Genomic DNA, 22,048 nt, shown 5'->3' with positions numbered 1-22,048 from the left:
CAGCATCGACGAGTGGCGCGACGGCGTGGCCTCCGGCGATATCGCCGAAGTCTTCGCCTGCGGTACCGCCGCGGTGATCACCCCGGTGGGCCAACTGGTCACCGAAGAGGGCACCGTGCAGATGCCCGACGCCGGCAACGAGATTGCCAAGCGCCTGCGCGGTAAGCTGCTCGATCTGCAGTACGGCCGGGCCGAAGATAAGCACGGCTGGTTGACGCGCCTGGTGTAACAGCGAAGGCGCTGCAATGGGCTCGCTGGCGCGAGTCCGTTGCTACCACGGCATTACCACCGAGGCGAGGGGCGCCGAAGGGCAGGCCGGCGCGGAGGTCCTACGCCAGGGATGGCGTCGGTAGCGTACAGGGAAGTATTCACAGCGCCTCCGCAAAGGCCTGCCCTTCGGGAAAGCCCCGGGCAGACTCTGATGACCCAAGTAGATTTCTACATTCTCCCCGATACCACGCTGGAAGCACGGCTCGACTTCGCCTGCCGGCTGGCCGAGACCATCGCCGGCAAGGGTTATCGGCTGCATCTGCACGCCGAGGACGAGGCCATGGCCAGCGACCTCGACGAGCGGCTGTGGACCTTCCGCCCCGAGGCCTACCTGCCCCACGCCCTGCTCGGCAGCGAGATGGCCGAGAGCGTGGCGGTGACCATCGGCTGGGAACAGCCGCCCGAGCCCAGCGCCGAAGCGCCCATGGCGCTGCTCAACCTCGACCCGGGCATCCCCGAGTGGTTCTCGCGCTTCGAGCGGGTCGCCGAAATCATCAACCAGCACCAGCAGGTGCTCGTCGCCAAGCGCGAGTGCTGGCAGACCTACAAGCAGCGCGGCTATCCCGTGAAGGCACATCAACTACGCGGCTGAGCCCCCAAGGGCCAATGCGAGGGACGCCGAGGTGAGGGGCGCCGAGGTGAGGGGCGCCGGGGGCAGGCCGAAGAGGAGGTTCTTCGCCATGGATGGCGAAGATAGCGCCCAGGGATGGGTTCACAGCGCCTCCTCGCAGGCCTGCCCCCGGATCAGCCCCGCTTCCATGCAGCTTCGCTGACAATGGCCACTTGGTTGGCTGACGCCAAGCTCCCCATCGCGCTATAATCGAGCCCATTTTTCGCACGCTTTCGACGACTTCCCGCCGCCCGGCCCCACGACCCGGCGGCGATCATTTCTGGACCCGGAACGCCCCATGGACAAGACCTACCAACCCGAGCAGATCGAATCCCGCTGGTACGAGCGCTGGGAGGCCGACGGCCGCTTCGCCCCCTCGGGCGAGGGCGAACCCTACTCGATCATGATCCCGCCGCCCAACGTCACCGGCAGCCTGCACATGGGCCACGCGTTCCAGGACACCATCATGGACACGCTGATCCGCTGGCGCCGCATGCAGGGCAACAACACCCTGTGGCAGGTGGGCACCGACCACGCCGGCATTGCCACCCAGATGCTGGTGGAGCGCAAGGTCGCCGCCGAAGAGGGCAAGAGCCGCCACGACCTGGGCCGCGACGCCTTCATCGACAAGGTGTGGGAGTGGAAGCACGAATCCGGCGGCCACATCACTCGCCAGCTGCGCCGTATGGGCGCCAGCGTCGACTGGAGCCGCGAGCGCTTCACCATGGACGACGGCTTCTACAAGGCGGTGCAGGAAGTCTTCGTGCGCCTCTATGAAGAGGACCTGATCTACCGCGGCAAGCGCCTGGTCAACTGGGACCCCACCCTGCACACCGCCATCTCCGACCTCGAGGTCGAGAACCGCGAGCAGCAGGGCCAGTTCTGGCACTTCCGCTACCCGCTGGCCGACGGCGTCAAGACCGATGCCGGCCTTGGCTACCTGGTGGTCGCCACCACCCGCCCCGAGACCCTGCTCGGCGATACCGGCGTGGCGGTCAACCCCGAGGACCCGCGCTACGCCTCGCTGGTGGGCAAGTTCGTCGAGCTGCCGCTGGTCGGTCGCCGCATTCCCATCGTCGCCGACGAACACGCCGACATGGAGAAGGGCTCCGGCTGCGTGAAGATCACCCCGGCCCACGACTTCAACGACTACGAGGTGGGTCGCCGCCACGGCCTGCCGCTGATCAACGTCTTCACCCAGGACGCGGCGATCCTGCCCCAGGCCGAGGCCTTCGACATCCAGGGCCGCCCGCTGCCCGAGATCGATCCCAGCCTGCCCCAAGCCTACGCCGGCCTCGACCGCTTCGAGGCGCGCAAGCGGATCGTCGCCGACATGGAAGCCGCCGGCCTGCTCGAGCAGATCGAGACGGTCAACAACACCCTGCCCTACGGCGACCGCTCCGGTGATGTCATCGAGCCGCTGCTCACGGATCAGTGGTTCGTCGCCGTGGAGAGCCTGGCCAAGCCCGCCATCGCCGCGGTAGAGAATGGCGACATCCAGTTCGTGCCCAAGAACTACGAGAACATGTACTTCTCGTGGATGCGCGACCTGCAGGACTGGTGCATCTCGCGCCAGCTGTGGTGGGGCCACCGCATTCCCGCCTGGTACGACGCCGAGGGCAACGTCTACGTCGCCCGCACCGAGGCCGAGGCGCGCGCGAAGCATGGCCTTCCCGCCGACCTCGCCCTGACCCAGGACGAGGACGTGCTCGACACCTGGTTCAGCTCGGGCCTGTGGACCTTCGGCACCCTGGGCTGGCCGGAGCAGACCCCGGAGCTGGCGACCTTCCACCCCTCCAGCGTGCTGGTCACCGGCTTCGACATCATCTTCTTCTGGGTCGCACGGATGATCATGCTGACCCTCAAGTTCACCGACGAAGTGCCGTTCAAGACCGTCTACGTGCACGGCTTGGTGCGCGACGGCCAGGGCCAGAAGATGTCCAAGTCGAAGGGCAACGTGCTCGATCCCATCGATCTGATCGACGGCATCACCCTGGAAGAGCTGCTCGAGAAGCGTACCGGCAACATGATGCAGCCGCAGAAGGCCAAGGCCATCGCCAAGGCCACCCGCGACGAGTTCCCCGAGGGCATCGAGCCCCACGGCACCGATGCGCTGCGCTTCACCTTCCTCTCCCAGGCCACCACCGGGCGCGACATCAAGTTCGATATGGGCCGCCTCGACGGCTACCGCAACTTTTGCAACAAGCTGTGGAACGCCTCGCGCTACGTGCTGATGAACGCCGAGGGCCAGGATTGCGGGGCGAACGGAGATAGTGTCGAGCTGTCGCTGGCCGACCGCTGGATCGTCTCGCGTCTGCAGCAGACCGAAGCCCAGGTGACCAAGGCGATGGAGGAGTTCCGCTTCGACCACGCCTCCCAGGCACTCTACGAGTTCGTCTGGAACGAGTACTGCGACTGGTACCTGGAGCTCTCCAAACCAGTGCTGTGGGACGAAGCCGCCAGCGAAGCGGCCAAGCGCGGCACCCGCCGCACCCTGGTGCGGGTGCTGGAAGCGATCCTGCGTCTGGCCCACCCGATGATGCCCTACATCAGCGAGGAGATCTGGCAGCGCGTGGCGCCGCTGGCGGGCAAGGCCGCAGGCGACGGCAGCGAGTCGATCATGGCGCAGCCCTGGCCGATGGCCGAGCAGGAGAAGATCGACGAGCAGGCGACCCGCGACATCGAGTGGCTCAAGGGCGTGATCGTGGCGGTGCGCAACGTGCGCGCCGAGATGAACATTGCCCCGGGCAAGCCGCTCGACGTGCTGCTGACCAAGGGCTCGCAGGCAGATCGCGAGCGCCTCGAGGCCAACCGCCTGTTCCTTGCCAAGCTAGCCAAGCTGGCCAGCGCCACCTGGCTCGACGACCCCAGCGAGGCGCCGCTTTCGGCCACGCAGCTGGTCGGCGACATGGAGGTGCTGGTACCCATGGCCGACCTGATCGACAAGGACGCCGAGCTCACCCGCCTGGCCAAGGAGATCGACAAGCAGGACGCGCTGATCGGCGGCATCGAGAAGAAGCTTTCCAACGAGAGCTTCGTCGCCAAGGCGCCGGAAGCGGTGGTCGAGAAGGAGCGCGGCAAGCTCAAGGAGTACCAGGCGGCCCGCGCCGTGCTGCTCGAACAGCGCGACAAGATCGCCGCGTTGTGACTTTTCAACGGCCCGAAACCGCCGCGATGTGAACCAAGCGGCCCGAAACCGCCGCGCGGTGACTTTTCAGCGGCCCGGAGATGACGCGAATGCCTCGAGAGAACAGCAGCATGGCCAGCCAGAGCCAAGGCTTGACCCTCGAGGCGATACGTCCGCTGTTTCCGCTGCTCGAGCGCAACAGCGCTGGGGCGATCCTGGTCGACGAGGCGAGCCGCCTCATCTGGATCAACGCCTGCTACTGCAGGCTGCTGGGCATCGACGACCCGGCCAGCGTGATCGGCCGCCCCGTGGGCGAGGTGATCCCGCACACCCGCATGCCCGAGGTGGTACGCAGCGGGCGGCCCATCCTGCTCGATATCATGGAGTACCAGGCGCGTCAGCTGGTGGTCACCCGGTTGCCGCTGCACGACCCGGCCAGTGGCCGGGTCAACGGTGCGGTGGCCTTCATCGTGTTCGACGACCTGGAGCCGCTGACCCCGCTGATCGGCAAGTACCGCCGCCTGCAACATGACCTGGCGGTGGCGCGACGCGCCCTGGCACGCCGCGGCTCACGCTATGCCCTGGCCGATTTCGTCGGCGCCAGCCCTGCGGTGCTCGAGGTCAAGCGCCGTGCCCGCCTGGCCGCTGCACGAGCCACGCCGGTGCTGCTACTAGGCGAGACCGGTACCGGCAAGGAGGTGCTGGCCCAAGCCATCCACGGTGACTCGCCGCGGGGAGCCAGCCCCTTCGTTGCCGTCAACGTCGCCGCGGTGCCCGAGAACCTGCTCGAGGCAGAGTTCTTCGGCGTCGCGCCAGGCGCCTACACCGGCGCCGACAAGCGCACCCGCCAGGGCAAGTTCCAGCTCGCCGACGGCGGGACCCTGTTCCTCGACGAAGTCGGCGACATGCCCTTGGCGCTACAGGCCAAGCTGCTGCGCGCCCTGCAGGAGGGTGAAGTGGAGCCGCTGGGCTCCAACGAGATCAAGCGTGTCGACGTACGCGTGATTGCCGCCACCAGCCGCGACCTGGAAGCCATGGTCGAAGAGGGCAGCTTTCGCTCCGATCTCTACTATCGCCTCAACGTGCTGCGCATTCTTGTACCGCCGCTGCGCGAGCGTCTCGCCGACCTGGGTATCCTGTGCGAGACCTTGCTCGGACGGATCGCCGCGGAAAGCGGTGAGCCGCGCGCCGAGATCACCTCGGAGGCGGTGGCACTGCTGCAACGCCACACCTGGCCCGGCAACATTCGCGAACTGCGCAACGTGCTGGAACAGACCCTGGCACTGAACGAGGCCTGCAGCGTGATCGACGTGCCGGAGCTGCGCGCCGCCCTGCCCCACACCACCATGACAAACCCTCTGCCGCCGCCCACTTCCGCGGTACGTCCGCTTGCCGAAGTGGTGCTCGCCGCCGAGCGAGATGCCCTGCACAACGCCTTGGCCGCCTGCGGTGGCAACAAGTCCCGTGCGGCGCGAATGCTGGGCGTTCCACGTTCGGTGCTGTACGACAAGCTCTCCCGCATGTCCGAAAAACCGGACGCCTGACCGGATTTTCGGACAAAACAACTTTCCACCAAGGTCTAATGTTGTCCGCATATTCGGACACACCATCTGCTCCACCTCCCCCTGGCAACGATTAACTCTTTGAAACGAAAAGATTTACTCGAAGTGGCATGAAGCGTGCAATGACGTGGTCACGCGTCATGTCTTGACGCGACGTCGCGGCCAGCCGCGACACATCGAGTCACATGGCTGCAACGACAGCGCCGACCAAAGGCGCTGCGACGACAACAAAGCACAAGGAGCCAACATGTCGTTCATTCCGTCTCTCGCCACTCGCCTTCGCCCGCTCACCCTCGGCATTGCCGCCGCCACCTTGATGGTAGGTGCCACCGCTGCCAGTACCGCCAACGCCCAGGAGCGCGTGCGCTGGCAGGTGCCCATCGCCTTTCCCTCGCACCTGGTGGGCCTGAGCACGCCGGTACGCTTCCTCAGCGAATCGCTCGATCAGGCATCCGGCGGCAACATCAACCTGCGCTACTACGAGCCGGGTGAGCTGATCCCGCCGTTCGAGATCCTCGATGCCGTTTCCGAAGGTCGCTACGACGCCGGCTTCACCTGGGTCGGCTACGACCAGGGCAGCATTCCCGCCCTGCCGCTGTTCGCCGGCGCACCGTTCGGCATGGAGCCGCCCGCCTACCTGGCCTGGCACTACTTCGGCGGCGGTGCCGAACTGCTCGAGGAGATCTACGAGGATTACAACGTCCAGCCGCTGCTGTGCAGCATGATCGGCCCCGAAGCAGCGGGCTGGTTCGCCGAGCCGCTGGAAGACCTCAATCAGATCGACGGTCTGCGCATCCGCTTCGCCGGTATCGGCGGGCGCGTGATGGAGCGCCTGGGCGCCTCCGTGACCATGATCCCCGGCGGCGAGCTGTATCAGGCCATGGAGCGCGGCACCATCGACGCCATGGAGTTCTCGGCACCTGCCGTGGACCGCATCCTGGGTATGCAGGAAATCGTGCAGAACTACGTGCTGCCGGGCTGGCACCAGACCTTCACCACCGCTCACCTGCTGATCAACAAGGACAGCTGGGAAGCGCTGGAGCCGCAGACCCGCGCCATGATCGACATGGGCTGCCGGGCCGCCACCCTCTTCGGCTACTCCGAGAGCGAGATGGAGAATCCCAAGGCGCTGCGTGACTTCGAGGAAGAGGGCGTCAATGCTCAGGTGCTCTCCGACGAGATCCTCGGCGAGCTGCGCCGGGTGACCAATGAGGTACAGGCCGAGATCGCCGCCGAGAACGAGATGTTCGGTCGCGTGCTCGAGAGCCAGCGCGAGTTCATGAAGGTGCATGGCAACTGGCACGTCAAGGGCCACCTGCCGCGCTCCTACTACGCGCCGGAAAACCTCGAAGACTGAGAGAACGCCGTCCGAACGGCCAGGCGAGCTAGTCGCTTGGCGCTTCGGCCGGCTTTTCAAGGTTCGTTCATTCCCCAGTAATGGCCGCCGTCGACAGGCGGTGGCCGACTGACCCGATTCCCCGGAGTTACCCATGAGCATCCATGACTCGGCGACCCCGGCGCCGGAGGGGCACTCCGCGCCGCCAGAGCTGCCCACCAACCGCCTGAGTTACCGCCTCGACATGACCATCCTGCTGTTCGGCCGGGCCATCTCCTGGCTGTGGCTGGCCACCCTGGCGGTGGTGCTGACCAACGTGGTCAATCGATTCATTCTCGGCCGCGGCTCCATCGCCGTGGAAGAGCTCTCCTGGCACCTGTTCGGCGCCACCATGATCCTGACCCTGGCCTATGCCGTCGTCAGCGACGACCACGTGCGGGTCGACGTGATTCGCGAGAAGTTCTCGCTGCGTACCCAGGCCTGGATCGAACTGCTGGCCATCGTGCTGCTGGCCCTGCCGATTCTCTATCTGATGGTGGAGCAGCTCTACCAGTACGGTTACCGCTCCTACCTGCGCGGCGAGCGCTCCCAGGCCCCCAGCGGCCTGCCCTATCGCTTCATCATCAAGACCCTGATTCCCATCGGCCTGACGCTGGTGGCGGTGGCGCTGTTCTCGCGGGTGCTGCGCTGCTGCACCCTGCTGTTCGGTTTCCCCAGGCGCATCCACAAGACGACCCCGCGGCAGTAGCCAACACGCGCTCGCTGGAAGACGCCTCGTTCACCTGAAGAGATCGACTATGGGACTGGAACAATTTCTCGTGCTGGCAATGTTCGCCAGCTTCATGAGCCTGCTGCTACTGGGCTTCCCGGTGGCTTGGTCGTTGGCCGGCGTGGGCTTTGCTTTCGCCGTGATCGGTCACGTGCTGGTGGAGTACATGGCTGCCGATCTGTGGTTCTCCTGGGGCGGTACCATCGGGGTGCTCGACCGGCGCATCTACGGTATCGTCGCCAACGAGCTGATGGTGGCCCTGCCGCTGTTCATCTTCATGGGCATCATGCTCGACCGCTCGGGCATCGCCGAGCGGCTGATGAACTCGCTGGTGCGGGTACTGGGCGGTCTGCGCGGTGGCTATGCCGTCACGGTGGTCATCGTCGGCGTGCTGCTGGCCGCCTCCACCGGCATCGTCGGCGCCTCGGTGGTACTCCTCGGCATGCTCTCGCTGGGCCCGATGATGCGCGCCCAGTACAACAAATCGCTGGCCGTGGGCACCGCCTGCTCGGTGGGCACCCTCGGTATCCTGGTGCCGCCCAGCATCATGCTGGTGCTGATGGCCGACCGCATGGGCACCTCCGACGCCTCCGTAGGGCGCCTGTTCATGGCCGCACTGGTGCCCGGCGTGATGTTGGGCGTGATGTACATCGCCTTCATCCTGATTGCCGCCTACCTGAAGAAGGACCTGGCCCCCGCGCCCAAGGATCGCCAGCCGCTCGATGCCCGGGCGTTCCTGCAGGTGTTCATCGCCGTGCTGCCGCCGCTGGGGCTGATACTTGCCGTGCTCGGCTCGATCTTCACCGGCTTCGCCACCACCACCGAGGCCTCGGCGGTGGGTGCACTGGGCGCCATGCTGCTGGCACTGTTCAACCGCCGGCTGACTCTGGCGACCCTGCGTCATGCGCTCTACCAGACCAGCCGCACCACCGCCTTCATCTTCGCCATCTTCATCGGCGCCACGGTGTTCGCCGCCGTGCTGCGGGGCCTGGGTGGCGACGATGTGGTACGTCTGGCACTCACCGGGCTGCCTTTCAGCGAAACCGGCATCGTCCTGACCATCCTGCTGGTGGTGTTCTTGCTGGGCTTCTTCCTCGACTGGGTGGAGATCACACTTATCATCCTACCGCTGGTCGCGCCGGTGGTGTTCAGCCTGGGGGTCGACCCGCTGTGGTTCGCCATGCTGTTCGCCATCTGTCTGCAGACCTCGTTCCTGACGCCGCCGGTGGGCTTCGCGCTGTTCTACATCAAGGGGGTCTGTCCGCCAGGCATCACCACCCGTGACATCTACCTGGGCGTCGCGCCTTTCGTGGCCATCCAACTGCTCGGGCTATTGCTGGTGTTCTTCTTCGCCCCGCTGGCGACCTGGCTGCCCAACGAGATCTATGGCGGTCGCTGACATTTCGACAAGGAGCAAGACATGCAACTGACCGACAAGACGGCCCTGATCACCGGGGCGGCAGGCGGCATCGGACGCGCCATTGCCGAGCGTTATGCCCGCGAAGGGGCAAGAGTGGCGGTGGCCGACCTCGATCTGGCCGCAGCCGAAGCCACGGTGGCAGAGATCCGCGCCAACGGCGGGCGGGCCATGGCACTGGCCATGGACGTGACAGACGAGGCAGTGGTCGACGCAGGCGTCGAGCGAATCGTCGCCGAATGGGATGGCCTGGACATCGCCATCGCCAACGCCGGCATTCAGCATATCGCCCCGCTGCACAGTCTGACCTTCGCCGACTGGCGCAAGGTGATGGCGGTACATCTGGACGGTGCCTTCCTGGTCACCAGCGCAGCCCTGCGTCAGATGTACCGTCAGGAGCACGGCGGCTGCCTGATCTACATGGGCTCGGTGCACAGCAAGCTCGCCTCACCGCTGAAGGCGCCCTACGTGGCGGCCAAGCATGGCCTGCTGGGGCTTTGCCGAACCGTGGCCAAGGAGGGGGCGAAACATCGGGTGCGCGCCAACATGATCTGTCCTGGCTTCGTGCGCACGCCCTTGGTGGAGCGACAGATTCCCGAGCAGGCCGCAGCACTGGGCATCTCCGAAGAGGCGGTGATACGCGACGTGATGCTCAAGGATACCGTCGACGGCGAGTTCACCACCCTGGAGGACATTGCCGAGCTGGCGCTGCACCTGGCGGCCTTCCCCAGCGCGGCGCTTACGGGTCAGTCGGTGGTGGCCAGCCACGGCTGGTACATGCAATAGGGAAACACAGCACAAATACCTGCGCGAGCGAATCGCTGCGTTGCGCGGTGCTCGGAATCCTCACATATACCCCATATGCTCCGGTTCCTGTGCTCCGTGCGCCTCATCTCGCTCGTCAATTTGTGCAGCATTTCCTCAAATACCGTGAGCATTAGGGAACGCTGTTCTGCAACGCAGCTTTCCCCTAGAATGGGGGCATCGACCATCAACCGTGCCGATGCCCTCATGCCTCATACCGAACCGACCTTCGCGCCTGGCCGCATTCTCGTCTTCAACCTGTTGGGCGCCCTGCTGGTGTGGTCCTGGTTGTCCCCCGGCCTGATGTTCTGGACCGAGCTCGACGATGCGGTGTTCTTCGCCACCAACGCCTGGCTGACCGAGGACAACGAGACCTGGGTGCTGTTCGTGGCGGCGGTGAACAACCGCATGTTCGACGTAGTCAGCTTGATGATCCTGCTGGCGATCTACCTGTGGGCAATCAGTCGCGACCCCGACCCCACCCATCGCATGCTGCGCTGGGGAGGTATCGGCATCACCATGCTGTTGACCGCCGTCTTCTTTGCCCAGGGCTTTCGCATGGTGGTTCCCTATACCCACCCCAGCCCTACCCTGGTGTACGACAACGTGAACCTGATCACGGAAATGGTCGACTTCTCGACCAAGGACAGCTCGGGCAGCAGCTTTCCCGGTGATCACGGCGTGAACCTGTTCCTCTTCACCGCCTTCATGTGGCGCTTCGCCGGCCTCAGGGTGATGCTGGTCAGCGCCGTTTTCGCCGTCCTGCTCAGCGCCCCGCGCATTCTCAGCGGCGCCCACTGGTTCAGCGATGTCTTCTTCGCGGCGCTGATGATCAACCTGATCGTCGCGCCCTGGATACTGCTGACGCCGGTAGGACCGGGGCTGGCGCGGGCGATCACTGCAGGACTGGTCAAGGCACGCAATGCCCTGCCAGGACGCTAACCACTGGTCGGCGTTCGACCCACAAAAAGCGCGGCCTTGGCCGCGCTTTTTCATTGCCTCAGTTCGCCTTGCGCCAGCCGCCCAGTACCCGCTGATCGCGGCCGAAGAACACCAGCCGGTCGTGGTCGATGAGGAAGCGGTAGGCATCCTCCATCATCCCGGTGACGCGCTTGGCGTCGTCGAGCTGAGGGCAGCCGCGACGCGTGGTGCCCAGCTCACCGAACTGGATGCGGTTGCCCCCGTCGAGATTCACCCGCCCATTGATCTCGTTGCAGCCGTCGCTGCCGGTCACACGACCGTCGGGCGAAACGACGAAATAGGGCGTCTCGGGCATGGAGAGGCGCTCATTGGTACCGACCAGCAGCAGGTTCCAGCGCTGCCCCACCACCGGATGGTCGCTAGAGACGCGGGGCTGATCTTGACGAGCGGGTTCGGTTGGCTTGCCGCCACATGCGGCCAGGGACATGGCCACGAGCGCCAGCAGCAGCGCTCGGCCAGGCAGAGTCATGATCATCGAGAGATTCGTTCCTTATTCTCGTCGCGGGTTCTTACCAAGATCCAGAATTCGGCATAGAGGCCCAGGGCTCTCTGGCCGGCAGCGCATCGCCCTTCTGCAGCAGCTCGATGGAGATACCGTCGGGGCTGCGTACGAACGCCATGTGGCCGTCGCGGGGCGGGCGGTTGATGGTCACGCCGGCATCCTGCAGCCGCTGGCACAGGGCGTAGATATCGTCGACCCGATAGGCCAGGTGACCGAAGTTGCGCCCGCCGCCGTACTCTTCCGGGTCCCAGTTGTAGGTCAGTTCCAGCTCCGGTGCCTTGAGCTCGGCGGAGCGAGACTCGTCCTCGGGTGCCGCCAGGAACACCAGCGTGAAGCGCCCCTTCTCGTTCTCCTTACGCCTCACCTCCTTCAACCCCAGCAGGTTGCAGTAGAACCGCAACGACGCATCCAGGTCGCTGACTCGAACCATGGTGTGCAGGTACTGCATGAGCCCTCCTAGCCAATCAAAAACTCAATTCAGTGAGTATACTCGCTGAAGATGGCCGGCGTCCGGTCCTCATGCTGCCAGGTCAGTACGGCATAGTCGTCGTAGCGGCCGGTTTCCATGCCGGGCGAACCGTGGGGCATGCCGGGCACCGTCAGCCCTACTACGTCAGGGCGCTCCTCGAGCAGACGCTTGATGTCGGCGGCCGGTACGTGGCCTTCGATCACGTAGCCGTCGATCAGCGCCGTGTGACAGGAGGCCAACTCGGGCGTGACGCCATGCTCTATCTTGATCGAGCGCATGTCGCGGGTTTTGTGCTGACGTACCTCGAAGCCCGCCTCCCTGAGGTGATCGGCCCAGTCGGTGCAGCAGCCGCAGTTGGGATCCTGGTACATCTCCACCACCGAGCCGGCCTGGGTGCTGGTGCCGGGGGTGAAGGCCAGATAGAGGGCCAAGGCACCGCCGCCCAACAGGGAGAGCGCGGTCACCTTTTTCGTCTTGCGGTTCATGGGTAGGCTTTTCATGCTGGGTGGCTCCTGAAGCGTTGACGCCGGATAATCGAATCGTGACAAGCCCCCGATGGCTTGCCAATACCCACTAAGGGAAAGAGAGCGGAAATGTCACACTATTGTGATCTGGCACCGGGTCATCCATGGCATGGCCCCTACCACGAGCAGGAGTACGGCTTTCCCGTCAGGGACGACACGGCACTGTTCGAACGCCTGATACTGGAGATCAACCAGGCCGGCCTGTCGTGGCTGACAGTACTCAAGAAGCGCGAAGCGTTTCGCCGTGCCTTCGACAACTTCGACATTGCCAAGGTTGCCGCCTACGGCAGCGGTGAACGCGCACGCCTGCTCGGCGACGCCGGTATCATCCGCAATCGACTCAAGGTAGAGGCGGCGATACACAACGCCAACGTCATCCTGGCACTGTGCGACACGCACGGCAGCTTTGCGGCCTGGCTCGACCATCACCATCCGCTGACGAAAGAGGAGTGGGTCAAGCTGTTCCGCCGCACCTTCCGCTTCACCGGCCCCGAGATCGTCGGTGAGTTCCTTATGAGCACCGGCTACCTACCGGGAGCCCATCATGACGAGTGCCCGGTGCATCGGCGCATCCTGGACTGTGGTCCGGCTTGGTACACGCGCTGAGGGCTAGGGCTACGCTAGAGGCAGGGAAAGACTAGGAGTCCAAACGGATGGATACCCTGACGCACGCCGTCCTTGGGGCGGCGGTAGGCGGCACCGTGCTGGGACGCCGGCTGGGCCGCAAGGCAGTGCTGATCGGCGCGGTCGTGGCTGCCTTACCCGACCTGGACGTCTTCCTCGACTACGGCGATGCGGTACTCAACGTTACCGAGCACCGTGGCTTCAGCCATTCCGTATTCGTGCTGACCGGACTCGGCACTCTGCTGGCACTGCTTGCCCGGCGCTTCGCTCCGGCCCGCGACATCACCCTCGGCCGCTGGTGGGCATTCTTCGTCCTGAGCATGCTTTCCCACCCCCTGCTCGACGTGCTGACCACCTATGGCACCCAGCTCTGGTGGCCGCTGGATGTACGCCCCAGCGCATGGCCGGTGGTGTTCATCATCGATCCGCTCTACACCCTGCCACTACTGGCCGCTTTCGTGATTGCTCTTGCCTCCGGCAACGGCTTCCGTGCTCCGGCCTGGGGGCTGGCAATCTCCTGCGCCTACCTGGCCTTTGCCATGCTCGCCAAAGAGGTCGTGGAGCACCGGCTCGAGCCGGCACTCGCCGAGCACGGAATCGAGGATGCACCGCGGCTGGTGCAGCCTACCCCGTTCAACACCTTGCTGTGGCGAGCGACGATCATCGACGGCGACCGCCACTACGAAACCCTGGTGGGACTGCTCGACGGTGCCGAGGCGCCGATGCTGGAAATTTTCCACCGTGGTGCCGAGCTGGAGGAGGACGCACTGGCCTTGGAGATGGGAGAGCGCCTGGACTGGTTCGCCGGCCCCTACCTGCGCTATGAGGTTCGCCAGCGCGACGGACGGGAAACCCTGATCGCTACTGACGTGCGCCTGGGTTTCCCGGGGTTCTATGCCTTCAGCTACGCCTTGGCGACGCGTGAAGAAGGAGAGACATGGCAGCCGCTGGTGCCGACTGAGATGCTGACGCCTGATACCCGGGCCGACAGGGAGGCCCTGGGCCAACTGGCCGCGCGCGTTTTCTCTCCCGAGGCCAGGCTCTGCACCAGCGACTTCGTCACCGACCGCTGGGTGGCGGACGTGCCCGAGGCGTGCTGAGCGTTACAGTCTCTCTACCAGCGAATCGATGGCCTGACGTGCCTCCTTGAGAGCGGCGTCGCGTAGGCCGTCGCCCATGGCGAGCCCTTCGGCATAGATCGTCGAGACGTCGGAGATACCGATCATACCCAGCATCGCCTTCAGATGCGGGGTCTGGGTGTCCTGTTCGGTACCGGCGTACTGTCCGCCGCGAGCGGCCAGGATCACGGCCCGCTTGCCCTTCACCAGGCCCACCGGACCCTGCTCGGTGTAGCGGAAGGTGGTGCCGGCGCGCATTACCCGGTCGAACCAGGCCTTGAGCTGAGACGGAATGCCGAAGTTGTACATCGGCACCGCCAGCACCAGCACGTCGTGGGCCTGGAGCTCCTCGATCAGGTCATCGGAACGCTGGGCCAGCACCTGCTGCTCGGCAGAGCGCTCATCGGCTGCCACCTGCCAACTGGAGAGCTCCTCGAGCCCCAGATGGGGCAGCGAGTCGACGGCCAGGTCGCGATGGGTGATGGCGAGTTCCTCGCGGCCGGCGGCACGCTCACGAAGGTGGTTGGCCAGAGCATTGGACTGGCCATGCTCGCCGAGGATGGAGGAGGTAACGAGAAGAATACGGGTAGCCATGACGATCTCCCAGATTGGGGTAGTGTTGATCATCATGTTACGTGCAATTAATGCCATTAAAAGCGCATAGTTTTGCGCTTATCATTCGATAAAAACGAAAGTCTATCGCAGCAAAAGGCCCTGCCTATCGGCAGGGCCATGCTCAACTCACACTCAGCCCAATGAATCGTCGAGCGGGAGCTTATTCCGATCGCACGCTCAGGAGCTGAAGTTCTGGGCGACGAAGTCCCAATTCAGCACGTTCCACACACTCTCCAGGTACTTCGGCCGCGCGTTGCGGTAGTCGATGTAGTAAGCGTGTTCCCATACGTCGATGGTCATCAACGGGGTCTGGTCGTGGGCGATGGGGGTGTCGGCATTGCTGGTGTTGACGATGTCGACGCCGCCGTCGGCGGTCTTGATCAGCCAAGTCCAGCCGGCACCGAAGTTGGCCACGGCACTGGCATTGAAGGCGTCCTTGAACTTGTCGAAGGAGCCGAACTTGGCGTTGATTGCCTCAGCCAGGGCACCGCTGGGCTCGCCGCCCCCGTTGGGCGAGAGGCAGTGCCAGTAGAAAGTGTGGTTCCACACCTGGGCTGCCTGGTTGAACAGGCCACCGGTGGCGGATTGGATGATCTCCTCGAGGGACTTGTGGGCGTCCTCGCTGCCTTCGATCAATTCGTTGAGCTTGGTGACGTAAGCCTGGTGGTGCTTGCCGTAGTGATACTCCAGAGTCTCGGCGGAGATGTGCGGCTCGAGGGCATTCTTCTCGTAGGGCAGTGCCGGCAGTTCGAAAGTCATTGTGGTGGCTCCTTGCTTGTCACGGTGAGCGGCGGGCTCGTTCAAGACAACCGGATGGTTAGGGTGCGATGCCCTGGCCACAGCCCCGGTACGTTTCTCCTTCGAAGGTCAGCGTGACCCTGGCCGGGAACGGCTCGCCGCTCATGTCGTCGAAGCAGGCCCGCGCTTCCAGGCGCAGCTCGAAGGGCTGATCGGTCAGGCCGCTGGAGAGCAGCACCCTGCCGCCGCCGTTGTCCATGGCGATGACCCGATAGGGCAACGTCATCTCCCGTGTCCCGTAGTCCATCGTCAGCGTCAGTTCGGGGGTGTCGTGGGCCAGGTTGACGTGCCAGCCCGGCTCATTGCCGCGACCGTGGAACATCACCCCGGGGCGCTGCTCGCGGGTCAGCGCCGAACGCGCCATGGCGGCAGTGCAGTCGAGCCGTCCGTTGGCGCTCTCCACCACGGCCTCTCCGCCCTTGTTCCAGAAGCTGAGATCGCCCTGCTGATAGCGCGCTCCGCTGGCCACCACGGCCGGCGCCAGGCGATAGCCGCCGTGGGCCGACCACAGCCGTAACTCGCGCTCGCCGAAAGCGGTCACCAGATCCTGCTGCGGCGTGCAGCGCCAGGCTTCGAAGTGCTCGGCGCCGCCGGGAAACAGCAGCGAGGGCAGCAACGGTGCCGTGCTGGCCACCTTTGCGCCAGCGGAGCGCGGCCCGTCGACGGGAGCGGCGGCACAGCCGGCCAGCAGCAGCGAAGCGGCAGCCAGCAACGCGGGGCGGAAGGAGAGAGGTAAACGAGAGATCATGACGATTCCTTGGGCATAGCGAACCGGCACAGCATAACAGGCACCGGGCCGTGACGGCCCGATACCTGTTTCACGCACTGCGAACGCAGCGCAGCGGCGCCTTCAGCCGTGGCGGCGACGCAGCTCGCGAGCCGCCGCGACCATGTTGGCCAGGGCCGGCTCAACCTCGGCCCAGCCGCGGGTCTTGAGGCCGCAATCGGGGTTGACCCACAGCCGCTCGACGGGAATCCGCTCGGCCGCCTTCTCCATCAACTGCACCATCCACGCCACGTCAGGCACGTTGGGCGAGTGGATGTCGTAGACGCCCGGGCCGATCTCGTTGGGATAGGCGAAGTCCTGGAAGGCGTCGAGCAGCTCCATGTTCGAACGCGAGGTCTCGATGGTGATGACGTCGGCATCCAGTGCGGCAATGGCCGCGATGATGTCATTGAACTCCGAATAGCACATGTGAGTGTGGATCTGGGTGGTGTCGCGCGCCACCGAGGCGGTCAGGCGAAAGCACTCCACGGCCCAGTCGAGGTAGGCCTGCCATTCACCCTGGCGCAGCGGCAATCCCTCGCGCAGCGCCGGTTCGTCGATCTGGATCGCCGGGATGCCGGCGGCCTCAAGGTCGGCCACCTCGTCGCGCAGGGCCAGGGCGATCTGGCGACAGGTCACCTCGCGCGGCTGGTCATCACGCACGAAAGCCCACTGCAGCATGGTCACAGGTCCCGTGAGCATGCCCTTCATCGGCCGCTGGGTGAGCGACTGGGCATAGCGGCTCCAGGCCACCGTCATCGCCGCCGGGCGGCTCACGTCGCCGACGATGACCGGCGGTTTGACGCAGCGCGAGCCATAGCTCTGCACCCAGCCGTTGCGGGTGAAGGCGTAGCCGTCGAGCTGCTCGCCGAAGTACTCGACCATGTCGTTGCGCTCGGCTTCGCCGTGCACCAGCATGTCGATTCCGTAGGCTTCCTGACGCCGTACGGCATCGGCGATCTCGTCGCGCATCTGCGCTTCGTAGGCGTCATGACCCAGCTCGCCGTTCCTGAAGGCGCGCCGGGCGGCGCGGATCTCCGCGGTCTGCGGAAAGGAGCCGATGGTGGTGGTGGGAAACAGCGGCAGGTCCAGCGCGCGCCGCTGGGCTCGGGCCCTGACCGGATAGGGGTTGTCGCGTGAGAGCTCGGCATCGCCGACGCCGGCCAGACGCTGAGCGACCTCGGGCCGGTGCAGCCTTGGCGAGGCGCGCCGGGCATCCAGTGCCGCCGTGGCAGCGGTAACCCGGGCACGATCCTCGTCAGTGGCACGATTGCCGAGCAGGCGCGCCAGGGTCACGGTTTCGTCGAGCTTCTGGCGAGCGAAGGCGAGCCAGCTCTTGAGCTCCTCGTCGAGCGTCGTCTCCGCCGCCAGGTCCACCGGCACGTGCAGCAGCGAACAGGAGGGCGCCAGCCACAGCCGCTCGCCGAGGCGCATGCGGGCATTGGCCAGGCGCTCGTGCAGAACCGCCAGATCGGCGCGCCAGATGTTGCGGCCGTCGATGGCGCCCACCGACAGCACCTTGTAGCCCGGCAGATTGTCGAGCACCGCTGTGAGCTGCTGGGGAGCACGCACCGTATCGATGTGCAGGCCATCCACCGGCAGACTCGCGGCCAGGCGCAGGTTGTCGCCGAGGCCACCGAAGTAGGTGGCCACCAGCAGCTTGACCGGGGCGGCGCGCAGGCTGCTGTAGGCGAACTCATAGGCATTGCGCCACTCGATCGGCAGGTCCTGCACCAGCGCCGGCTCGTCCAACTGCACCCACTCCACGCCCTGTTCGGCCAGCCGCGCGAGTATCTCGCCGTAGACCGGCAGCAGCGCTGGCAGCAGGCTCAGGCGGTCGAAGTCGGCCTCACGCCCCTTGCCCAGCCACAGCCAGGTCAGCGGACCGGTGAGTACCACCTTGACCGGGTGTCCCGCAGCATGCGCCTCTGCTACCTCGTCGAACAGCCGCGTGCCAGCGAGCTTGAACGTCTGCCCCGCATGTAGCTCCGGCACCAGGTAGTGATAGTTGGTATCGAAGTATTTGGTCATCTCGCAGGCGGCAGCCGGCGCCCCACTGGGCGCCCGCCCACGGGCCATACGGAACTGGGTGTCGAGCTCGACCTCGCCGCGAGCGACCTCCGCCTCGGCGGCAAAGCGCGCCGGTACGGCCCCCACCATGGCGCTGACGTTGAGTACCTGGTCGTAGAAGGCGAAGTCGCCCACCGTGACCAGATCGAGGCCGGCATCGCGCTGCGCTTGCCAGTGGCGCGCCCGTAGCTCCCGACCCAAGGCCTCGAGAGCGTCCCGGCCCAGCTCGCCATGCCAGTAGGCCTCGACGGCCCGCTTGAGCTCGCGGTCGGCGCCGATTCGCGGATAGCCAAGCACATGAGCTAATGTCATGATGAAACCCTCTACGCATGAATGTTGCGGTAGAGTCTCGCTGGCACATGAAATTGAATCAAACTAAATAAATTAACCCAGAACATGAAAGAAGCTCATGATTGAACTTCGTCACCTGCGCACGCTGATCGCGCTGCGCGACGCCGGCTCCCTGGTCGAGGCGGCAGAGCGGGTTCACCTGACCCAATCCGCTCTCTCCCACCAGATCAAGGATCTCGAAGAGCGACTGGGTACCGCCCTGTTCGTGCGCAAGACGCGGCCCGTCGAGTTCACCCGCGCCGGGCAGCGGTTGCTGGTCCTGGCCGAGCAGGTGCTACCGCTGGTGCGTATGGCCGAGCGCGACGTGGCGCGCTTGATCGGCCATGAACCGGGCCGCCTGCATATGGCCATCGAGTGCCACAGCTGTTTCCAGTGGCTGATGCCGACCATCGACCGCTTCCGCGACCACTGGCCGGAAGTGGAGATCGACATTCCCGGCGGGCACCACTTCGACCCGCTGCCGGCACTGGCCCGCGAGCAGCTCGATCTGGTGATCACCGCCGACCCGCAACCGCTGACCGGCGTCTATTACGAGCCGCTGTTCCGCTACGAAGGACTGCTGGCCGTGGCCCGCCAGCACCGTCTCGCCGAACACTCCTTCGTGACCCCCGCAGACCTGGCCGAGGAGACGCTGATCACCTACCCGGTAGAGCATGCTCGGCTGGACGTCTTCACCCAATTCCTCGATCCTGCCGGCGTGCGCCCCCGGGAGATCCGTACCGCCGAGCTCACGGTCATGATGATGCAACTGGTGGCCAGCGGTCGCGGCGTCTGTGCACTGCCCAACTGGGCGTTGACCGAGTATCTGGAGCGGGACTACGTGAAGGCAGTGGGTCTCGGCGAGGCTGGCATGTGGAGCACGCTTTACGCCGCCATCCGCGACGAGAGCCGCGATCAGCCGTGGATGGAAGACTTCCTGCGTACGGCCCGCGAAACCTCCTTCGCCGTGCTCGAAGGCATCAAACCGGCTTGACCGGCGGCAGCCTCTCCTTGCCCACCGGCACCCGCGGCAGCAGCAGCGAGAAGCGTGCGCCGCCCAGCTCCTGGCTGTCGTCGACCACCACGCTGCCACCATGCCAGGCCATGATCTTCTGCACGATGGAGAGCCCCAGCCCATAGCCGCCGCTGCGCCGGGTGCGGCTGTCGTCGAGGCGGGCGAAGGGTTTGAAGATCGACTGGCGCTCACCGGGCGGCACGCCGGGGCCGTCATCCTCGATGTCGAGCCGCACCAGACGCGATTCCAGCGAGAGCCGCACCAGCACCCGCGACTGCGCATGGCGACAGGCGTTGGCCACCAGGTTCTGCAGGGCCCGCTGCAAATAACGCGGATCGGCCTGGACCTCCACCTCGGCCCCCGGGGCCAGCTCGAGACGCAGATGGGCATGCAGCGGCGCCAGGGTCTCGATGACCCGCTCGGCGACGGCCCGGCAGTCGACCCGGGTACGCTCCAGTGCGGTGCCGTTGACCAGGCCGCTGTCGAGCCGAGCATAGGTGAGAATCTCGTCGATGAGCTGGTCGAGCTCCTCGATATCGCTGTCGATGCCGTGCAGCTGACGATGAATGGCCGGGTCGTCGGTCATGTCCTCGACCATCTGCATGGCGAAGCGGATCCGTGCCACCGGCGTGCGCAGTTCGTGGGAGACCGCCCGGATCATCTCCTGCTGCGAACGCAGCAGCGACTGCACTTGAGCCGCCATGGCGTTGAAGGCCATGCCGACCCGGCCGATGAAGCCGCCGCCATCTACCTTGACCCGGGTATCGAGGCGACCGCTGGCGATGCGCCCGGCGGCCAGCTCTAGCCGCGCCAGACGTGCCTCCACACCACGCACGATCAGATAGATGATCGCCGCCAGCACGCCGAGCATGATCACCAGCACCAGCAGCAGCAGCGAAATGGGGGTGGGTTCCAGCGCCGAAACGGGGCCGATCGACAGCCACTGCCGCGAGCCGTCGGCGGCAGGCACCGCCAGATGCACCGTCAGCGCCCAGTGGCCGGGCAGCAGACGAATCACCAGTTCACCTTCCCGCAGTCGGGAAAGCTGGTGGCTATCGAGCCCTTCCGGGGCCAGATCGCGTAGCTGCACCGGCAGGGCATCGCTGGTCACGCCTTCGAGGCGCCGCTGGCGTGCCTCGCCGTCGACCTCGGCGAGCCAGTCGCCGAGGAGCTGAGCCAGGCCGCGCAGCTGACGCTCGTTGAGCCCCGACAGGCGAGCCTCGAGAATACGCTCCTCACGCGGCAACTGCCGGTAGAGTCGCCAGCTGTCTTCGTCGTAGACCTTCACCAGCACGCGGCCCCGATCCAGCCGTCGCCGCTCGAACCAGCTCAGGTCGGTGTCGTCGGGCTCGCGCAGCGAGAGCCGCATGTTGAGCAGATCGGACTGCTGGGTCAGCCAGGTGCCGCGTTCATGAGCCGGCAAGGCTGCCACTCGCCAGGAGAGAAGCTGCAACGGGGCTTCGGCCAACTGCTCGCGATACTGTTCGACTCGCACCCGGTCGACCAGGGCCAGGCCCATCAGGGCCAGGCCGAAGGTCAGCAGCAACGCCAGCGCCAAGGCCAGATAGACACGCAGAAAGGAGCCATCGGCCAGGAACCGCTGCATCGATCAGGCGTCCTTGACGAACAGGTAGCCCTTGCTGCGTACTGTCTTGATCCGGTGCGGATGGTTGGGGTCGTCGCCGATCTTGGGCCGTATCCGTGATACCCGCACGTCGATGGAACGATCCTGGCCATCGTATTTGATGCCGCGCAGATCGCTGAAGATTTCCTCCCGCGTGAGTACCCGCCCGGCGTTACTGGCCAGCAGCCACAGCAGGTCGAACTCGGCGCTGGTGAGATCGATACGCTCGCCCTCGAGCCAGGCTTCGCGGGTGGCGCTGTCGACCTCGAGATTGCCGAAGGTGAGACGCGCATCGCCGGACTGATCGGTATTCTCGGCGCGACGCAGCAGCGCCCGCATACGCGCCAGCAACACTCGTGGCTGAACCGGCTTGGGCACGTAATCGTCAGCCCCCATCTCCAGCCCCAGGACCTGATCCATGTCGTCGGTACGCGCGGTCAACATCAGAATCGGCCCGGCATAGTCCGGCCTGGCCCGGCGACAGATCGACAATCCATCCTCTCCGGGCAGCATCAGATCGAGAATCACCAGATCCGGCTGCAACGCCTGGATCTGCTCAACGCCTCGCGAGCCTTCGGCCTCCACCGTTACCTTGAAGCCATTCGACTCCAGATAGTCCCGGGTGAGCTCCGCCAGGCGCACGTCATCCTCGATAATCAGCACGTGTTCCATGTCGCTGCTTTCCAGGTTGTCATCCATCCTAGTCATCCCCGTGCT

20 protein-coding genes and 1 pseudogene are annotated in these 22,048 nt (G+C 65.4%); 12 read left to right on the top strand and 9 right to left on the bottom strand.

What is annotated here, in order from left to right:
• The 9 genes and pseudogenes from B8115_RS04490 to B8115_RS04450 all read left to right on the top strand — a co-directional run.
• Positions 1 to 229 (top strand): annotated as a pseudogene (locus tag B8115_RS04490) (branched chain amino acid aminotransferase); the annotation flags it as partial.
• Between the two features lie 192 nt (positions 230 to 421).
• Positions 422 to 862: a DNA polymerase III subunit chi gene (locus B8115_RS04485; RefSeq protein ID WP_010626559.1), complete on the top strand. Its 441-nt coding sequence runs from the start codon at positions 422 to 424 to the stop codon at positions 860 to 862.
• 316 nt (positions 863 to 1,178) lie between these two features.
• The gene (locus B8115_RS04480) at positions 1,179 to 4,028 is read left to right on the top strand and encodes a valine--tRNA ligase (RefSeq protein ID WP_010626558.1); all 2,850 of its coding nucleotides are present in this window, start codon (positions 1,179 to 1,181) and stop codon (positions 4,026 to 4,028) included.
• A gap of 89 nt (positions 4,029 to 4,117) precedes the next feature.
• Positions 4,118 to 5,551 (top strand): sigma-54-dependent Fis family transcriptional regulator, encoded by a 1,434-nt coding sequence (locus B8115_RS04475; RefSeq protein WP_238539195.1) that lies wholly within the window; start codon positions 4,118 to 4,120, stop codon positions 5,549 to 5,551.
• Positions 5,552 to 5,816: 265 nt separating this feature from the next.
• Positions 5,817 to 6,926: a TRAP transporter substrate-binding protein gene (locus tag B8115_RS04470; RefSeq protein ID WP_010626556.1), complete on the top strand. Its 1,110-nt coding sequence runs from the start codon at positions 5,817 to 5,819 to the stop codon at positions 6,924 to 6,926.
• 133 nt (positions 6,927 to 7,059) lie between these two features.
• Positions 7,060 to 7,653: a TRAP transporter small permease subunit gene (locus tag B8115_RS04465; RefSeq protein ID WP_010626555.1), complete on the top strand. Its 594-nt coding sequence runs from the start codon at positions 7,060 to 7,062 to the stop codon at positions 7,651 to 7,653.
• 49 nt (positions 7,654 to 7,702) lie between these two features.
• Positions 7,703 to 9,073, top strand: coding sequence for a TRAP transporter large permease subunit (locus B8115_RS04460; protein ID WP_010626554.1), 1,371 nt, complete (start codon positions 7,703 to 7,705; stop codon positions 9,071 to 9,073).
• A gap of 21 nt (positions 9,074 to 9,094) precedes the next feature.
• Positions 9,095 to 9,877 (top strand): 3-hydroxybutyrate dehydrogenase, encoded by a 783-nt coding sequence (locus B8115_RS04455; RefSeq protein ID WP_010626553.1) that lies wholly within the window; start codon positions 9,095 to 9,097, stop codon positions 9,875 to 9,877.
• Between the two features lie 225 nt (positions 9,878 to 10,102).
• Complete coding sequence (locus tag B8115_RS04450; RefSeq protein WP_035590028.1) at positions 10,103 to 10,837, top strand: phosphatase PAP2 family protein; 735 nt, start codon at positions 10,103 to 10,105, stop codon at positions 10,835 to 10,837.
• Positions 10,838 to 10,895: 58 nt separating this feature from the next.
• On the opposite strand, the gene B8115_RS04445 is transcribed toward B8115_RS04450, so the two are convergent.
• From B8115_RS04445 to B8115_RS04435, 3 genes are read right to left on the bottom strand one after another with little or no spacing between them, the layout of a single operon-like run.
• Entirely contained in the window at positions 10,896 to 11,351 is a 456-nt protein-coding gene (locus B8115_RS04445; protein WP_010626551.1) for an META domain-containing protein, read from the bottom strand.
• Between the two features lie 34 nt (positions 11,352 to 11,385).
• Entirely contained in the window at positions 11,386 to 11,826 is a 441-nt protein-coding gene (gene gloA / locus B8115_RS04440; RefSeq protein WP_010626550.1) for a lactoylglutathione lyase, read from the bottom strand.
• Between the two features lie 29 nt (positions 11,827 to 11,855).
• Positions 11,856 to 12,347 (bottom strand): DUF411 domain-containing protein, encoded by a 492-nt coding sequence (locus tag B8115_RS04435; RefSeq protein ID WP_010626549.1) that lies wholly within the window; start codon positions 12,345 to 12,347, stop codon positions 11,856 to 11,858.
• A gap of 93 nt (positions 12,348 to 12,440) precedes the next feature.
• Between B8115_RS04435 and B8115_RS04430 the strand changes: the two genes are divergently transcribed.
• Positions 12,441 to 12,977, top strand: coding sequence for a DNA-3-methyladenine glycosylase I (locus B8115_RS04430; RefSeq protein ID WP_010626548.1), 537 nt, complete (start codon positions 12,441 to 12,443; stop codon positions 12,975 to 12,977).
• A gap of 47 nt (positions 12,978 to 13,024) precedes the next feature.
• Entirely contained in the window at positions 13,025 to 14,095 is a 1,071-nt protein-coding gene (locus B8115_RS04425; protein WP_010626547.1) for a metal-dependent hydrolase, read from the top strand.
• A 3-nt stretch (positions 14,096 to 14,098) separates the two neighbouring features.
• On the opposite strand, the gene B8115_RS04420 is transcribed toward B8115_RS04425, so the two are convergent.
• From B8115_RS04420 to metE, 4 genes are all read right to left on the bottom strand, one after another.
• Positions 14,099 to 14,707, bottom strand: a complete 609-nt coding sequence (locus B8115_RS04420; RefSeq protein ID WP_010626546.1) for an FMN-dependent NADH-azoreductase — start codon at positions 14,705 to 14,707, stop codon at positions 14,099 to 14,101.
• Positions 14,708 to 14,905: 198 nt separating this feature from the next.
• Complete coding sequence (locus B8115_RS04415) at positions 14,906 to 15,487, bottom strand: superoxide dismutase (protein ID WP_010626545.1); 582 nt, start codon at positions 15,485 to 15,487, stop codon at positions 14,906 to 14,908.
• 58 nt (positions 15,488 to 15,545) lie between these two features.
• Positions 15,546 to 16,274 carry an MliC family protein gene (locus tag B8115_RS04410; RefSeq protein WP_010626544.1) on the bottom strand — a complete coding sequence of 243 codons (729 nt, stop codon included), beginning with the start codon at positions 16,272 to 16,274 and terminating at the stop codon, positions 15,546 to 15,548.
• Between the two features lie 102 nt (positions 16,275 to 16,376).
• Positions 16,377 to 18,674: a 5-methyltetrahydropteroyltriglutamate--homocysteine S-methyltransferase gene (gene metE / locus B8115_RS04405; RefSeq protein ID WP_026037879.1), complete on the bottom strand. Its 2,298-nt coding sequence runs from the start codon at positions 18,672 to 18,674 to the stop codon at positions 16,377 to 16,379.
• A 97-nt stretch (positions 18,675 to 18,771) separates the two neighbouring features.
• Here metE and B8115_RS04400 point away from each other — a divergent pair, with 97 nt between their 5' ends.
• On the top strand, positions 18,772 to 19,686 hold the full coding sequence (locus B8115_RS04400; RefSeq protein WP_010626542.1) for a LysR family transcriptional regulator: 915 nt from the start codon (positions 18,772 to 18,774) through the stop codon (positions 19,684 to 19,686).
• Here B8115_RS04400 and B8115_RS04395 read toward each other — a convergent pair.
• Positions 19,673 to 21,313 (bottom strand): ATP-binding protein, encoded by a 1,641-nt coding sequence (locus B8115_RS04395; RefSeq protein ID WP_010626541.1) that lies wholly within the window; start codon positions 21,311 to 21,313, stop codon positions 19,673 to 19,675. The genes B8115_RS04400 and B8115_RS04395 overlap by 14 nt on opposite strands.
• A 3-nt stretch (positions 21,314 to 21,316) precedes the next feature.
• Positions 21,317 to 22,030, bottom strand: a complete 714-nt coding sequence (locus B8115_RS04390) for a winged helix-turn-helix domain-containing protein (RefSeq protein ID WP_010626540.1) — start codon at positions 22,028 to 22,030, stop codon at positions 21,317 to 21,319.
• Positions 22,031 to 22,048 lie beyond the last annotated feature (18 nt).

Source organism: Halomonas sp. KM-1 (assembly GCF_000246875.1).
Taxonomy (GTDB): Bacteria; Pseudomonadota; Gammaproteobacteria; order Pseudomonadales; family Halomonadaceae; genus Halomonas; species Halomonas aerodenitrificans.
Note: the sequence above shows the minus strand (reverse complement) of the source record. Positions and strands in the feature narration are given on the sequence as shown.